We start from the raw sequence: 15,228 nt of genomic DNA, 5'->3' as shown, positions 1-15,228 counted from the left end.
AACGCCCTCAGCACGCCCCGGTCGTTCTTCGGCCGGGGCGTTTTTATTTGGATTACACATGATTGACGCTATTGCGCAAACGTTTGTCGAGATTGGCTTTTATCAGATGCTGGCTATCTGGGCTGCCCTGCTGTTTGCCTCACTACTTAGGGCATTCACGGGTTTTGGTTTCGCGTTGGCAGCTATGCCGGTTCTGGCACTCTTTGTCGCGCCCACCGAGGCTGTGGTGATTACGGCCGGCCTGACCCTGGGTACCAGCCTTTTATCGGTGCACAGGTTCTGGCCAGAGGCGCCCAAGCGTCCTTTGATACCCATTTTGTTGATGTCGATAGTCGGTACGGCTATCGGAGCGCAGTTACTGCTGCGTATATCGGTGGAGCAGTTTCAGTTGTGGATTGGCCTGGGTGTGATTACGGGCTGTGTCGTGCTGACATTTTATCACCCGACGCCGCGTCCACCAAAATGGGGTGTCCCCATAGTCACAGGGCTGATATCGGGGCTCATGAACGGCGCCTTTGCCATACCTGGCCCCCCGGTCATCGTTTTTGCTATGGCGACTCAGGGAGAGGCCCGTCACAGCAGAGCCATGCTTTTGACGTACTTCATGCTCGCGGCAGTCATCGCATTGTGCGTATTTGCGGTATCGGGTTATCTGACGTTTCGAAGCTTATGGATGTTCGTACTTGGAATGCCCGCTATGTTAATTGGCGATCGTTTGGGGCACGCGCTGTTTGCAAGGTTTGGTACGCGGCTTTATCGACGCATTGCCCTTGGCGTGCTTTATGCCGTGGGTATCAGCATTACCCTAAAGGCCTTATTGGCTTAGGCGGGTTGTGGCGCACAGTGCGTTTGATTATTGCTTTACCGCATCGCGCATGATCCGTTGCTTTTGCACGCCCCATTCACGGTCTTTTTGTGTTGCACGCTTATCGTGGCTTTGCTTTCCGTGGGCCAGTGCAATATCTGCTTTTACCAAGTGGCCTTTCCAGTAGAGCTTAGTGCATACGCAGGTCTGACCCTTAGCGCTGACTGCGGCAAGAATCCTGGCCAGCTCCCGCCGGTTCAGCAAAAGCTTACGCGTGCGGGTGGGATCCGGAACATAGTGAGTCGAAGCAGTCGCAAGAGGGGTGATCTGCGTGCCCAGAAGGAACGCCTCGCCATCTTTCATAAGCACGTAGGAATCCGTTAGCTGCGCTTTTCCTGCACGCAAGGCTTTGACTTCCCAGCCGGTGAGTACGACTCCCGCCTCAAAGCTATCCAGCAAGTGATAGTCAAAGCGCGCCCGTTTATTTTGGGCGATCGTGGTATCTGTTGTTTTGGCTTTTTTGTTTCCCATGGGGCGTATTGTACAGGCAGACTTCTCAAGTGGAGTGTTCAATATGCTTTGCAAGTGCCTCTTGCTGGGGCAAGCTGTCAGCTGACTCAGCTCATCGGATCTCAATGAAGCTCTATCTACCTGTTGAACGCTGGCAATCGCGCACGACCTTCGTGTTCGCGCTCGCTATTGCGGCGGTGGGTCTTGGCAATCTCTGGCGGTTTGCCTGGCTTATGGGGGAGCACGGCGGAGCGCCGTTTTTCTTGAGCTACATGTTTTGCCTCCTTCTGATCGGTGTGCCGCTGCTCGTGGCTGAGGTGGTTCTGGGTAGTCACGGGCGTGGGTCGCCCTTTCTGACTATGAGTTGGGCTACCGAGGTCTCGGGTCGTTCCAGGGTCTGGCTCACGGTGGCTTTGTTGTCATGCCTCGCAGGATTCTTGCTGCTCGTGTCCTACCTACTCATGGCTGGCTGGAGTCTCTCCTACGCCTACCAGTTGCAATTAGGCGGCTTTGCAGCCATTAGTCTTGCGGGAGCCGCGGACTACTTCTCGGCGCAGCTCGCTACCCCCGCTGAATTTTTGCGCTGGCAGTTTCTGGCGGCGGTTTTCCTAGCTGCACTGGCCGCCATCGGCGCTCGTCGAGGCATTGGCCTGTTCGTCTGGATCGCTGTCCCCCTACTGATCACCCTTTTGGGTGTGCTCATTAGTTTCTCTATCGAATTTGGCGATTTGAGCGCAGCAGGGAGTTATCTGTTCGCCTGGCAACCCCTGGACTTTGATCGCGGATCCTTTATGGCTGCGCTGGGGCATGCGCTGTACACCTTGTCCATCGGTGTGGCCGTGGGCATGAGTTACGGTGCCTACACGCCAGATCGCTTGCCTATTGTGCGCTCGGTGCTGACTGTGGCGCTGTTTGATGTCGGTGTGGCTGTGGCTGCCGGCGTTGCGATTTTTCCCTTGCTGTTTGCCAACAACCTGATGCCGGCTGAGGGCTTCGGTCTTCTGTTTATCAGTGTTCCCTATGCCTTTGGGAACATGCCCTTTGGGGATCTGTATGGCGCATTGTTTTTCCTCGCGGTGTTCGTTGTGACTATGGGTACTGCTGTGGCACTGATCGAGCCGATAGTCAGTGTGTTAGAACAGCAGTTTCGTGTGCGCCGATTGCACGCAGCGATTGCCATGACGGGCGTTGCCTTCCTTTTGTCAGCCTATGCGACGGTTGACCTCAGTGCAGCTGCGCAAGGTCAGGGCTTTTTACTTTGGCTCGACCGCGTCACATCAGAGTGGCTGATTCCTGCAGCGGTACTATTGCTGGCACTGTTCGTGGGGTGGCGAATGCCGCGGGAGGTGCTACGCAAGGAGCTTTCTCGAGAGCCCGACATACTGTTTTCGCTGTGGTATTTTCTCATTCGCTTTGTGGCTGTGCCCGTGATCGCTTTCGCGTGGCTGTGGCTATCCATGGTGCCTTGAAACTAAATATCGGAATTTATGACCTCAATTCATCGCAGTGCTCTTTTGCCATTCTCAGACAGGCAATTGTTCGTTCTCGTCAACGACGTCGAGGCCTATCCACAATTTATGGATGGCTGCGTGGGGGCGTCGGTACTGCACACCGATGGTGAGCATATGGAGGCGCGCCTTGATCTATCCCGCGGGGGCATATCGCAGAGTTTCACCACGTGTAACGAACTGGTGCCGTATGAAATCATTCGCCTAACGCTCAAGGATGGACCTTTTGAACAATTTGCTGGGGCGTGGCGGTTTCAGGCGCTGGCGGAGCAGGCTTGCAAGGTGTCTTTAGATCTTGAATTTAGCTTTCGTGGTGGGTTACTGAGCGCAGCGGCGGCCAGGCTCTTTGATCGGGTCACAGGCAATCTTGTAGATGCGGTGGTGCGACGAGCGCAAGACATCTACGGCACATGAGTGATGCTGAGACAATTTCGATAGAGGTGGTTTACGCGATGCCGGATCAGCAGTCGATCGTCAAGCTGACGGTGCCGCAGGGTACGACCGCCCTTGCTGCGGCTCAGCAATCGGGTCTGGATAAGCAGTTTGATGATCTCAATATTAATGAAGACAGTCGGCTGGGTATTTTTGGTCAGCTGACAGCCCTAACGCGGGTACTGCGAGACGGTGATCGAGTGGAGATTTACCGGCCGCTACTGGCAGATCCCAAAGAGATTCGAAAAGAGCGGGCAGCTCGCGCGAAAGCGCGCCGAGAGCATCAGCCGGACGACTGATCGTCCTCTACGGGCTCCACGGGTTTCGCTGCGGGGTCACTTTCGGAATTGTCATTGTCGTCGGGGCTTTCGGCGTTGGGGTTCGCCCAGCTCGGTAAATAGTCACCCGTAATATTCACAAGATTGTCACCCTCGAAGAAAATCCGCACCTGAGCCTCGCGGATGATGTCCGGGCCGTTACGGATCACGTAGGGGTAATCCCAGCGATCTGGCTGAAACGTGTCTTCTACCAGCGATGATCCCATGATAAAGCGAACCTGCCGCCGGCTCATGCCTGGCTGAAGTTGATCGATTATCTCCTGAGTGACCAGGTTTCCCTGCTCAATATCAATCTTGTACACACCAGGAAAGCCCACGAATCCGCAGGATGCCACTCCCAGGAGGGGTACCGTGACGAGCAAAGCACTCAAAATGTACCGAGGTCGAATCAAGGACAAACTTCCACTAACCTAAGAGGGGTGGCATCATACCGCTCAGATCCGTATCAGAGAAGTGCATCCCGTATGACGTTTAGTAATCAAGATCTACGAAGTGCTGGCCTGAAAGTCACGCTTCCAAGAGTCAAGATCCTGCAAATTCTGGAGGATTCCGGTCAGCACGCACGACATATGAGTGCTGAGGACGTCTACCAGGCGCTCCGCGATGCAGGTGAGGACGTGGGGCTTGCAACGGTTTACCGGGTTCTCACGCAGTTTGAGGGCGCTGGACTAGTGATCCGACACAACTTCGAGGGTGGTCATTCAGTTTTTGAGATGGATCACGGCGAGCATCACGATCATATGGTCTGTGAAGATACAGGTCAGGTGATCGAATTTAATGATCCGATTATCGAGGAGCGTCAAAAGAAGGTCGCCGCCGAGCATGGTTTTGACCTTGTCGGCCATTCACTGGTGCTCAAAGTGCGTAAGCGCGAGGACAGTTAGTCCAGGCGTGGTCGATTGACCTGTTAGTCACCGCCAGCGAGCATTTCTCTGGCGTGCGCGAGGGTGTTTTCGGTCATCTTCACTCCGCCTAGCATCCGTGCAATCTCATCGACGCGTTCGCCGTCGCTAAGTTCCTGTAGCGTAGAGGCGAGCTGTTGGCCTTTTCCGGACTTTTCGACCCGTAGGTGTTGCTGCCCCTGAGCGGCGACCTGGGGGAGGTGGGTTACGCACAGAACCTGTGTATTTTTGCCCATATCCGCCAGCAGGCGTCCTACGACTTCTGCAACGGCACCGCCGATACCTACATCAACTTCGTCAAAAACCATGCTCGGGACCGTCGTGTTCCCCGCGGTGGCTACCTGAATTGCGAGGCTTATCCGTGACAACTCGCCGCCCGAGGCGATACGTCCCAAGGGTTGAGGCTCAGCACCGGGGTTGGTGCTAATGAGTAGCTCAACCTCTTCTTGGCCCAGAGGGTGGGGAGCACTCATGTCACGTTTTTTGAGTGAGATATTGAACTGACAATTGCTCATGGACAGTTTGGTGAGAAGCCTGGTGACTTCCTTTTCGAGCTTTGTCGCGGATTTTTTGCGAGCGCTGCTGAGCTTGGTGGAGATGGTTTTGTACTCAGCTTGCTGCTGTGCGAGTGCTGCTTCCAGTCCTTCGATTCGCTCATCACTGGAATCCAGTGTGGCGAGCTCCTTACTTAGAGCTTCGTGATGAGCATCTAGCTGCTCAGGCATGATCCGGTGCTTTCGAGCCAAGCTGTAGATGGACTCAAGCCGCGCCTGAACGTCTGCGAGGCGTTGCGGGTTGTTCTCGGTGCTGGCCAGATACTGCTGCAATTCACTCCGTGCTTCTCCGAGTTGGATGGCCGCGGAGTCGAGCATTTCACGTACGCTATCGATGACCTTGCCTTGATGAAGGTCCTTGGTCAGTGCGCCTAGCGCCGCACGTACGCCGGTCTCGTTGGTGTCGCACAGGTCGATGGCAGTGGCGGCTTGGCGTTGAATGGCGTCGGCATTCTCTAATATGCGTTGCTCGTCTTCGAGACGCTGCAACTCGCCGCTTGCGAGTGCGAGTTCATCTAGTTCACCCACCTGATAGCGCAGGAGTTGCTCTCGGTCTGCCTGCTCTTGTTGGCTACTGCGCAGTCCATCGAGCTCATCGCGCAACCGTACCCATTCATTGGCGATGTCTGCGGTTTTTTGAGCGGCGGAGATCTGACCTGCATAGCTGTCAAGGAGCAGGCGTTGCTGCGGGCGCCGAAGCAGTGATTGATGGGTGTGCTGGCCATGGATGTCCACCAGAAGCTCGCCAAGGGCCGCGCAATCCTGAAGTGTCGCAGGCCGGCCGTTAATGTAGGCACGAGATCGTCCCTCTCTGGTAATCACGCGCCGAAACAAACAGTCGCCGTCGGCGTCGAGGTCATGTTCAGTCAACCAGCTTTGCGCGGCGGCCATGCCATCAATGTCGAAGCGCGCGCTGATGTCGGAGCGGTCATGACCGGGGCGGATGGCGCTGGGGTCCGCACGATCGCCCAGGCAGAGCGCCAGAGCGTCCAGCATAATGGACTTGCCGGCGCCGGTTTCGCCGGTGACGACTGTTAGACCGCCGCGGAAGTTGACCTCGAGGGTATCCACAACAGTAAACTGGCTGATGGTTATCTGGGTGAGCATTGGGATCCAATTCCGTGTACCAGAGGTTTATAACCTATACGCCCAAACGCATAAACAGCAAATTGCAAAGATAAGGCCTCTCGCTTTGTGTTCCGGGTGGTGTGTGCTAAAACCTTTCTTGATTCACAGCAGAGATTATTGAGTTGGCTCATGATCTAACAGATAGGGCAGGGACGCTGCTGCGGACGCTGGTTGCGCTGCATATTCGCGATGGCAGTCCGGTGGGTTCGCAAACCCTGCGCCAGGAAGCGGGGCTGAGCGTAAGTCCAGCGACTGTTAGAAATGCCATGTCTGATCTCGAAGAACGAGGTTTTCTTCACTCGCCACATACCTCTGCCGGGAGGGTTCCCACGGATCTAGGCTATCGATTTTTTGTCGATAGCCTTTTGCAGGTAACCGATAATCTGGACTCCAGCGCCTTTGACGTGCTCCGTCAGGAGTTGAACCCTGACCGAAATACGGCGGATTTGGTGCAAGCCGCCTCGACTATGCTTTCGTCGATTACGTCTCAGGCCGGAGTAGTAACCGTCCCCCGCCCTACACGACAGCCGCTGCGGCAGGTGCAGTTTCTGCCGCTGTCTGGTGATCGGGTGCTTGTCATTCTGGTGATTAACCAGCGCGAGGTGCAGAACCGCATTATCCATACTCGGCGGGTGTTCTCGGACAAGGAGCTGCGTGCCGCGGCTGCGCAGATCAACGAGCGATTTGCGGGGCGGGCGCTTGCCGAAGTTCAAGAGCAGGTGGATCGGGAGCTCCTCGCCGCGCAAAGTACAATTGATGATTATCTCGCGGCGACGCTGGATCTCGCGCAGCGCGCCTTAGCTGATGAAGAAAACCCGTCCGAGTACCTGATCGTTGGCGAATCTCGTTTGTTTGAAGGTGCGAGCCCTGAAGAACTACAGCGGCTTAAAGAGTTGTTTGCGATGCTCGAGAGTAAGCAGGATTTACTGCATCTGCTGGAGCGCTGTTCAGAGGCCGATGGCGTGAAAATTTTTATCGGCGAGGAGGCGGGATCACAGATTTTGGGTGATTACTCCCTGATTACTGCGCCCTATGGCGACGGCGCTCGAACTTTGGGGGTATTGGGAGTCATTGGACCCACGCGTATGGCCTATGACCGCGTTATTCCCATTGTTGACGTAACCTCACGAATGCTGAGTGCCGCCCTGGCCGGCTAAAGCACAGGCTCTATTTGCGGCAGCCTGCCTTGTATTTTTCTAAAGTGCCCCCATTTCCGGTGAATCACAATCATCGTCGGCTGTCTGGCTGGCATTTGAACCCTTTTATTGGAACACCAGGAGAATACGGTGGCGGAAGATGAACGCGATCAGGATTCGTTTGCCGATGCGGCAGCGGACGAGTTAGTGACGGACGGCCAGGATCCATTGGATGCGGCGTCGTCAGAGGATGATGACATGTCCGGGGGGAGCGCCAGTGAGTCCGAGCTCTCGGTGGATGCCCAGGTAGAACTACTCCAGGAAGAGCTTGAAAGGGCTAAGGATCAGGCTTTGCGTGCTCAAGCGGATACTCAGAATGCGCAGCGTCGGGCTGAACAGGACGTGGAAAAGGCTCGCAAGTTTGCGCTGGAGCGCTTTTGTAGTGAGCTTCTCCCGGTGGTGGACAATCTTGAGCGAGCGCTGGAAGCCATTAACAGCGACGACCCTGCCCTTGGCTCGATTGCCGAGGGGGTGGATTTGACGCTCAAGAGCTTTGTGGGCGCACTGAGCAAGTTTCAGATTGAACAGCTGGATCCCGTAGGCGAGCCCTTCGATCCTCAGCACCATCAAGCCATGAGCATGATTGAAAACCCCGATGCGGAGCCCAACACGGTTCTTGCGGTGATGCAAAAGGGCTACACCTTGAACGGCCGGTTAGTCCGTCCAGCCATGGTGATGGTCAGCAAAGCGCCATCGGCAGGCTAAGACGCTGGGAATATTGCCCGGCCCTCTTGAAAAAGCGCCGTGCAGGACCCACATACAGAACAGATTACATAGCAACGGCTACATCGCTGTACGCAGATGTTAGCTAGCCAGGAGAAATGATATGGGCAAGATTATTGGTATTGACCTGGGAACCACGAACTCGTGTGTTTCTGTGCTGGACGGCGGTAAGCCCCGCGTTATAGAAAACTCCGAGGGCGATCGCACAACACCATCGATTGTTGGTTACACCGATGACGGCGAAATCCTCGTGGGACAGAGCGCAAAGCGTCAGGCTGTCACTAATCCGCACAACACCTTGTATGCGGTCAAGCGTCTTATTGGCCGAAAGTTTACCGATGATGTAGTTCAAAAAGACATCTCTATGGTGCCTTACAAAATTGTTGCAGCCGACAACGGCGATGCCTGGGTAGAAGTCAGGGGCGAAAAAATGGCACCCCCGCAGGTTTCTGCAGAAGTGCTGCGCAAGATGAAGAAGACCGCCGAGGAGTTTCTTGGTGAGCCCGTTACCGAGGCCGTCATTACTGTTCCGGCCTACTTCAACGACTCCCAGCGTCAGGCAACCAAGGACGCGGGAAAGATTGCGGGACTTGAGGTTAAGCGCATAATCAATGAGCCCACCGCGGCGGCATTGGCCTATGGCATGGATAAGTCCAAGGGCGACCACACCATCGCGGTCTACGACTTGGGTGGTGGTACCTTTGACATCTCTATCATCGAAATTGCAGAAGTCGACGGCGAGCACCAGTTTGAGGTGTTGTCCACTAACGGGGATACCTTCCTTGGTGGTGAAGACTTTGATATGCGCCTCATCGAATATCTTACGGAGCAGTTCAAACGTGAGAGCGGTATCAATCTACACAACGATCCGCTGGCGCTTCAGCGTCTAAAAGAAGCGGCAGAAAAAGCCAAGATTGAGCTTTCGCACGCTCAACAGACTGAGGTGAACCTGCCGTATATAACGGCTGACGCAACGGGACCTAAGCACTTGGTGGTTAAGTTGAGCCGCTCCAAGCTTGAGTCTTTGGTTGAAGAGTTGGTGAACCGCACCATCGAGCCGTTGAAGATTGCGCTGAAGGATGCCGGTTTGTCGCCCAGTGAGATTGACGACGTGATTCTGGTCGGTGGGCAGACACGCATGCCCATGGTGCAGCAGAAGGTTGCTGATTTCTTTGGCAAAGAGCCTCGCAAGGACGTGAATCCCGATGAAGCCGTGGCTATGGGCGCGTCGATTCAAGGTGCGGTTCTGGCTGGAGAAGTGAAGGACGTACTCCTGCTGGACGTGACTCCGTTGACTCTGGGTATCGAAACCATGGGTGGCGTAGCGACACCTTTGATCGAGAAGAACACGACGATTCCGACCAAGAAGTCGCAGATCTTCTCGACCGCAGACGACAATCAGACCGCTGTGACGATTCATGTCGTGCAGGGTGAGCGTAAGCAAGCTACGGAAAACAAGTCACTGGGACGCTTTGACTTGGCAGATCTTCCGCCGGCACAGCGCGGCATGCCGCAGATCGAAGTGACCTTTGACCTGGACGCCAACGGTATCCTGAACGTGTCCGCTAAGGACAAGGCGACCGGTAAGGAGCAGTCGATTCGTATTACCGCCTCTGGTGGTTTGTCTGACGACGAGATCGAATCAATGGTGGCGGATGCCGAGGTGAACGCCGCGGCTGACAAGCATTTCGAAGAGCTGATCGCGTCACGTAATACCTGTGATGGTCTGGTTCACGCGGCAAAGAAAACTGTCGAAGAAGCCGGTGAGCATGCCAGCGACGACGAGAAGGCCGCGATTGAAGCTGCGCTAACCGAAGCTGAAGAAGCCCTCAAGAGCGATGACAAGGATGCCATCGATGCGGCGGCGACCAAGCTGACTGAGGCTACCGGCCCTGTGGCGCAGAAGATGTATGCGGCGCAAGCGGAAGCAGCGCAGGCAGCGCAGGCAGGAGCAGGTCCTGAAGCATCAGGAGATGCTGGCGAAAGCTCAGGCGCTGATGACGCGGTTGATGCTGAATTTGAAGAAGTCAGCGACGACAAGAAGTAAACTTGTTGATTTGGTGGGGCACAAGACGATGTCTTTTGTCCCGCCGGATCGTCAATTGAATGTGACGCGGGACTTATGTGCCCGCGTTGTCTATTTGGGAAGGGGTGCGGCCTGACCGCAGAGTGATATGTCAAAACGCGACTACTATGAAGTGCTGGGCGTCAGCCGCAGTGACGACGAGAAGGACGTTAAGAAAGCCTATCGCCGCGTCGCGATGAAATACCATCCGGATCGCAATCCAGATGATCCGAATGCCGATGAGAAGTTTAAAGAAGCCTCGGAAGCCTATGAGGTTCTTAGCGATAGTCAGAAGCGCACGGCCTATGATCAGTATGGTCACGCTGGCCTGGAAGGGCAGATGGGCGGTGGCTTTGGTGGCAGTGGCGGCGGGAATTTTTCCGACATTTTTGGCGACGTCTTTGGCGATATTTTCGGTGGTGGTGGCGGCCGGGGTCGTGGCGGTGCGCAGCGCGGTTCAGATCTGCGCTATACCCTGGATATCTCTCTCGAAGACGCGGTTCGTGGCACTACGGTAGAGATCCGTGTGCCGACATTGGCGTCCTGCTCTACCTGTGACGGAAGCGGTGCTCGAAAAGGAAGTAGTCCTACAACCTGCGGAACCTGTGGAGGGGCCGGTCAGGTGCGCATGCAGCAAGGATTTTTCCAGGTGCAGCAGACCTGTCCGACCTGTCGAGGTCGCGGCAGCACGATCTCCGATCCCTGTACCTCTTGCCGTGGACAAGGGCGCGTAGAAAAAACCAAGAAACTGTCGGTCAAGGTGCCGCCGGGTGTAGATACCGGAGATCGCATTCGCCTGGGCGGTGAAGGCGAGGCCGGAAGCGAAGGTGGTCCGTCTGGCGATCTATTTGTGCAAATGTCGGTCAAGCAACATCCGATTTTCGAGCGCGATGGCAAGCATCTGTACTGCGAAGTACCCATTACCTTTGCCGACGCCGCTCTAGGGGGGGAATTGGAAGTGCCGACGCTTGATGGCCGCGTGAAGCTTAAAATTCCTGCAGAAACTCAAACCGGAAAGCTTTTCAGGCTGCGCGGTAAAGGCGTTCAGCCGGTTCGCGGCGGTGGTGTTGGTGATCTCTTGTGCCGCGCCGTCATAGAGACGCCGGTGAATTTGAATAAGCGCCAAAAAGAGCTTCTGGACGAGCTTCAGACAAGTATGGGGGAGGGCGGCCACGCGCATAGTCCCCGACAGAAAAGCTGGTTCGATGGAGTGAAGCACTTTTTTGATGAGCTCAAACCATGAGTGTGCGCATTGCTATTGCCGGCGGGAATGGCCGTATGGGTCGTACCCTCATTGAGCTGATCCAAAGCAGCGACGCCCTGTCTCTGGCGGCTATCACGCTTGCTCAGAATGAAACCGCGCCGGCACCGGCACCCGTGCCGGCAGAGCTCTATACCCATGATATTGCAACGGCATTAGCCAGCGCCGACGTCCTTGTTGACTTTACGACACCCGAAACTACTGTAATGCATGCCAAGGCTTGCACGAGCGCGGGAGTGAGCTGGGTGATCGGTACTACAGGGCTTGATGCATCTCAGCAGTCCTGTGTGGCAGCTGCAGCGCAGCAGATTGCCATTTGCCAGTCGGCAAACTTCAGCACCGGCGTGAATTTGATGCTACGCCTGGTAGAACTTGCCACTCGCGCTTCGGATGACGACACTGACCTTGAGGTCATTGAGGCGCATCATCGTCATAAGGTCGATGCACCCTCGGGCACTGCGCTTGCGATTGGTAAGGCCATGGCCGCGGGACGTGATGTTTCGCTCGATGAGCAAGCCGTAATGAGCCGAGAGGGTATTACCGGTGCACGGCCTCAGGGCAGTATTGGTTTTGCCACGATTCGTGGTGGTGACATTGTTGGTGACCACACAGCACTGTTTGCCAGCGAGGGTGAGCGTTTGGAGATCACTCATCGCGCTGGGACTCGGCTGGCCTTTGCTCGCGGCGCCTGTCGTGCAGCTTCTTGGCTGAACGGGCGGTCTGCAGGGCTTTACGATATGCAGGATGTCCTGCAGCTTCGGGATTAGGGAAGAGTGATGATGGACGCGACGCCAGAAGTAATCGTCAATATTGATGAGAGCAACGCTGCTCAGTACCTCATTGAGGAGTCCAGTCAGCGTCCGGTAGTGATCGACTTTTGGGCTGACTGGTGTGAGCCCTGTAAAGTATTAATGCCCTTGCTGGAAAAGCTGGCGACCGAGTATGCCGGCGCGTTTTTGCTCGCCAAAGTCAACGCTGATGATCAGCAAATGATTGCCCAGCAATTTGGCGTACGCAGTCTCCCGACAGTAATGGTGATGCTAGATGGGCAGCCGGTAGATGGTTTTTCCGGAGCGCAGTCAGAGCAGGCTATCCGGGAAATGCTTGAAAAGCATCTTCCGTCTCCCTATGACGCGGCCCTTGTGGAAGCTAATGCGATGCTTGAGGCGGGTGACGCCGCGGCTGCGGTGAGCATCTTGCGCGGCGTGTACGAGGAGAGCGGTCGCCGTCACGACATTGCTATGTCTCTGGTTCATGCTCTGATTGAGGCGCGACGCCTTGACGACGCGCAGGTACTGCTAGATGCGGTACCGATGGTGGATCAGGACCCGCTTTATGATCAATTACTGGCCCAGTTAACTCTCGCCCGAGAGGCATCTCGGTCCCCCGAATTATTGGCTCTGGAAGAACAGCTGGCGACAGACCCTGACAATCTTGATTTGTTGGAGCAAATAGCGGTGCATTACAGCGCGGCGGGCCAGTATCGAGAGGCTCTTGAGAGCCTGATGTTTATTCTGCGTACAAACCTGGATCACAAGGATGGCGCCACCAAAAAAGCGTTTCTGGACACCATCGCGTCTCTCGGAAAGGGCGATCCCCTGGCTGCAGAGTACCAACGGAAGCTATTCAGTCTTCTGTACTAGTGATTGCACTGTCTTTTAGGCAGAGCTGGCTTTTTTCCGGCCTTATTCCTTCGAACTACAGCAATTTTTAGGCGGAGATATTGCGACCCAGCCCGCTTGTACCTTGCCCTAAAGGGCGCTAGAGTACCGGCGCTAGGAAAAACATACTCCAAATTCAAAAGCGTTGGATTAGGTGATTTTGAACCCATCATGCGCTCACATCCCGGCCCGCGAGGCCTAGTAACAGGAGACAGAAACTGTGGATACCAGTTTTTCAACCGAGGACATCGCCTTTCGCGATGAGGTACGTACATTCTTCGATGAGGCCTACACCGACGATCTGCGTGATCGTATGAGCGACAGCAAGCAGTATCGGCAAGCGATAGTCGATTGGCAGAAGAAACTCAACGCAAAGGGCTGGGTCGCTCCCAACTGGCCTGTCGAGTATGGCGGAGCCGGTTGGACGCCTACACAGAATTTTATTTACGAATCGGAGCGCTCGTCTCGCGGCATTCGGGATGTTGTGCCTTTCGGTCTCAAGATGGTTGCCCCGGTGATTTACACCTTTGGTAACGAAGAGCAGAAAGCACGCTTCCTTCCTCGCATTCTCGATAGCGATGATTGGTGGTGTCAGGGTTATTCCGAGCCGGGTGCAGGTTCAGACCTGGCAGCACTCAAAACCAAGGCCGAACTGGATGGCGATCACTACGTCGTCAACGGCGCGAAGATTTGGACGACCTATGCTCAGTACGCCGACTGGATTTTTTGTCTGGTACGTACCAGCAGCGAAGGCAAAAGGCAGCATGGAATCAGCTTTTTGTTGATCGACATGAAGTCCGAGGGGATCAAGGTTAATCCCATTGAGTCTATCGACAACCATCACAGCCTGAACGAAGTAGAGTTCAATAATGTGCGGGTTCCCGCTATTAACCTTATCGGTGAACAGGATAAGGGCTGGACTTACGCCAAGGCTCTGCTGGCTCACGAGCGAACCGGTATTGCAGGTGTTGCCGACTCCAAGCGTGCCTTGCGTGAAGTTCGACGTTTAGCGGAAGCCGAAGTGAATGGCGGCAAAGCGATGATTGATGACCCGTTGTTTCAAAAGCGTGTATCAGATATCGAAATTGAATTGATGGCGCTTGAGTTCACCGATCTTCGGGTACTCGCATCGGTGGCCGCCGGCGGCGCTCCGGGTGCTGAATCATCACTGCTCAAGATTAAGGGCACGGAGATTCAGCAGCAGGTGCAGGAACTACGCATGGATGTCGCCGCTCACTACCAGGGCGTGTTACCTACGGAACTCGATAACAATGTGATTGGTCACGAGTTTGGCAGCATAGCGCGCCAAAGCTACATGTATGGTCGCGCGGCCACGGTTTACGGTGGCTCTAACGAGATCCAGAAAAATATTATAGCCAAGGCTGTTTTAGGTCTTTAAGGCTCTGAGCAAAGTCAGGAGATAAACAATGAATTTTGATTTTTCAGAAGAGCAGACAATGTTGCGCGATAGCGTCGCGCGGTTTGTGCAAGACGATTATGACTTTTACACTCGTCAAGGAATCGTTGCTTCAGAAGCGGGTATGAGTCGCGAGATCTGGCAGACGTTTGCCGAGTTAGGCTGGCTGAGCGTGCCTTTCGAAGAAGAGTACGGCGGCTTTGGTGGTGGTCCGGTGGACCTCATGGTGATGATGGAAGAGTTTGGTAAGGGTCTGATCGTTGAGCCTTACTTTGCTACCGTAGTGATGTTTGGCGGACTGTTGAGCGCGGCGGGAAGTGAGAGCCAAAAAGCCCAGTACATTCCAGGCATTATTGATGGTAGTCGCTTGGGCTCATTCGCATACCTTGAGCGTCAAAGCCGCTATGAGTTGGCAGATGTACTCACCACGGCGACAGCCTCTGGCGATAGTTTTGTGCTCAATGGTGAGAAGGTTGTCGTCAGCAACGGCATGAATGCAGACACGTTCATCGTGGCTGCGCGCACAGCTGGTGAGCAAGTTGATCGTAGTGGTATCAGCCTGTTCCTAGTAGATGCAGGCGCGTCCGGCGTCGAGCGAGTCGGTTATCGACTCATGGATGGCCAGACTGTTGCCAATATCACCTTCAAGGACGTTAGCGTGGGCGCTGATGCGCTTCTGGGCGAGTTGAACAATGGCTTTGCGGTTATGGATGGCGTAGTCCAAGAGG

16 protein-coding genes are annotated in these 15,228 nt (G+C 55.1%); 13 read left to right on the top strand and 3 right to left on the bottom strand.

The features are described from left to right. Nucleotides 1-826, top strand: an 826-nt coding sequence (locus tag ACI9KD_RS14605; RefSeq protein WP_414981910.1) for a sulfite exporter TauE/SafE family protein, incomplete at its 5' end; no start/stop codon positions are given. A gap of 27 nt (nt 827-853) precedes the next feature. On the opposite strand, the gene smpB is transcribed toward ACI9KD_RS14605, so the two are convergent. Beyond that, nucleotides 854-1,336: an SsrA-binding protein SmpB gene (gene smpB, locus ACI9KD_RS14600; protein ID WP_414981909.1), complete on the bottom strand. Its 483-nt coding sequence runs from the start codon at nt 1,334-1,336 to the stop codon at nt 854-856. 104 nt (nt 1,337-1,440) lie between these two features. On the opposite strand from smpB, the gene ACI9KD_RS14595 reads away from it, so the two are divergent. Genes ACI9KD_RS14595 through ACI9KD_RS14585 form a run of 3 tightly spaced genes read left to right on the top strand, consistent with a single transcriptional unit; the run spans nt 1,441 to nt 3,554 of the window. Beyond that, nucleotides 1,441-2,784, top strand: coding sequence for a sodium-dependent transporter (locus tag ACI9KD_RS14595; RefSeq protein ID WP_414981908.1), 1,344 nt, complete (start codon nt 1,441-1,443; stop codon nt 2,782-2,784). Between the two features lie 18 nt (nt 2,785-2,802). After that, a complete protein-coding gene (locus tag ACI9KD_RS14590; protein ID WP_414981907.1) occupies nt 2,803-3,237 on the top strand; it encodes a type II toxin-antitoxin system RatA family toxin in 435 nt (144 codons plus the stop codon). Further along, entirely contained in the window at nt 3,234-3,554 is a 321-nt protein-coding gene (locus ACI9KD_RS14585) for an RnfH family protein (RefSeq protein WP_414981906.1), read from the top strand. The genes ACI9KD_RS14590 and ACI9KD_RS14585 overlap by 4 nt, the downstream gene beginning before the upstream one ends. Here ACI9KD_RS14585 and ACI9KD_RS14580 read toward each other — a convergent pair. Next, a complete protein-coding gene (locus tag ACI9KD_RS14580; RefSeq protein WP_414981905.1) occupies nt 3,539-3,985 on the bottom strand; it encodes an outer membrane protein assembly factor BamE in 447 nt (148 codons plus the stop codon). The genes ACI9KD_RS14585 and ACI9KD_RS14580 overlap by 16 nt on opposite strands. A gap of 72 nt (nt 3,986-4,057) precedes the next feature. On the opposite strand from ACI9KD_RS14580, the gene fur reads away from it, so the two are divergent. Continuing rightward, entirely contained in the window at nt 4,058-4,477 is a 420-nt protein-coding gene (fur, locus tag ACI9KD_RS14575; protein ID WP_414981904.1) for a ferric iron uptake transcriptional regulator, read from the top strand. A gap of 23 nt (nt 4,478-4,500) precedes the next feature. Here fur and recN read toward each other — a convergent pair whose 3' ends face one another. After that, entirely contained in the window at nt 4,501-6,156 is a 1,656-nt protein-coding gene (recN, locus tag ACI9KD_RS14570; RefSeq protein WP_414981903.1) for a DNA repair protein RecN, read from the bottom strand. A gap of 143 nt (nt 6,157-6,299) precedes the next feature. On the opposite strand from recN, the gene hrcA reads away from it, so the two are divergent. The 8 genes from hrcA to ACI9KD_RS14530 all read left to right on the top strand — a co-directional run. Next, nucleotides 6,300-7,334: a heat-inducible transcriptional repressor HrcA gene (hrcA, locus tag ACI9KD_RS14565; RefSeq protein ID WP_414981902.1), complete on the top strand. Its 1,035-nt coding sequence runs from the start codon at nt 6,300-6,302 to the stop codon at nt 7,332-7,334. Between the two features lie 129 nt (nt 7,335-7,463). Then, on the top strand, nt 7,464-8,078 hold the full coding sequence (gene grpE, locus ACI9KD_RS14560) for a nucleotide exchange factor GrpE (protein WP_414981901.1): 615 nt from the start codon (nt 7,464-7,466) through the stop codon (nt 8,076-8,078). A gap of 121 nt (nt 8,079-8,199) precedes the next feature. Further along, nucleotides 8,200-10,143: a molecular chaperone DnaK gene (gene dnaK, locus ACI9KD_RS14555; protein WP_414981900.1), complete on the top strand. Its 1,944-nt coding sequence runs from the start codon at nt 8,200-8,202 to the stop codon at nt 10,141-10,143. A 127-nt stretch (nt 10,144-10,270) separates the two neighbouring features. Beyond that, on the top strand, nt 10,271-11,404 hold the full coding sequence (gene dnaJ / locus ACI9KD_RS14550) for a molecular chaperone DnaJ (protein ID WP_414981899.1): 1,134 nt from the start codon (nt 10,271-10,273) through the stop codon (nt 11,402-11,404). After that, a complete protein-coding gene (gene dapB, locus ACI9KD_RS14545) occupies nt 11,401-12,189 on the top strand; it encodes a 4-hydroxy-tetrahydrodipicolinate reductase (protein WP_414981898.1) in 789 nt (262 codons plus the stop codon). Before dnaJ ends, dapB begins: the two co-directional genes overlap by 4 nt. A 9-nt stretch (nt 12,190-12,198) precedes the next feature. Then, nucleotides 12,199-13,065, top strand: coding sequence for a thioredoxin (gene trxA / locus ACI9KD_RS14540; protein ID WP_414981897.1), 867 nt, complete (start codon nt 12,199-12,201; stop codon nt 13,063-13,065). Nucleotides 13,066-13,303: 238 nt separating this feature from the next. After that, the gene (locus ACI9KD_RS14535) at nt 13,304-14,482 is read left to right on the top strand and encodes an acyl-CoA dehydrogenase family protein (protein WP_414981896.1); all 1,179 of its coding nucleotides are present in this window, start codon (nt 13,304-13,306) and stop codon (nt 14,480-14,482) included. Between the two features lie 28 nt (nt 14,483-14,510). Next, a partial coding sequence (locus tag ACI9KD_RS14530; RefSeq protein ID WP_414981895.1) for an acyl-CoA dehydrogenase family protein occupies nt 14,511-15,228 on the top strand: 718 nt, incomplete at its 3' end.

This window comes from Congregibacter sp. (genome assembly GCF_047617445.1).
In the GTDB taxonomy this organism is placed as follows: Bacteria; Pseudomonadota; Gammaproteobacteria; order Pseudomonadales; family Halieaceae; genus Congregibacter.
Note: the sequence above shows the minus strand (reverse complement) of the source record. Positions and strands in the feature narration are given on the sequence as shown.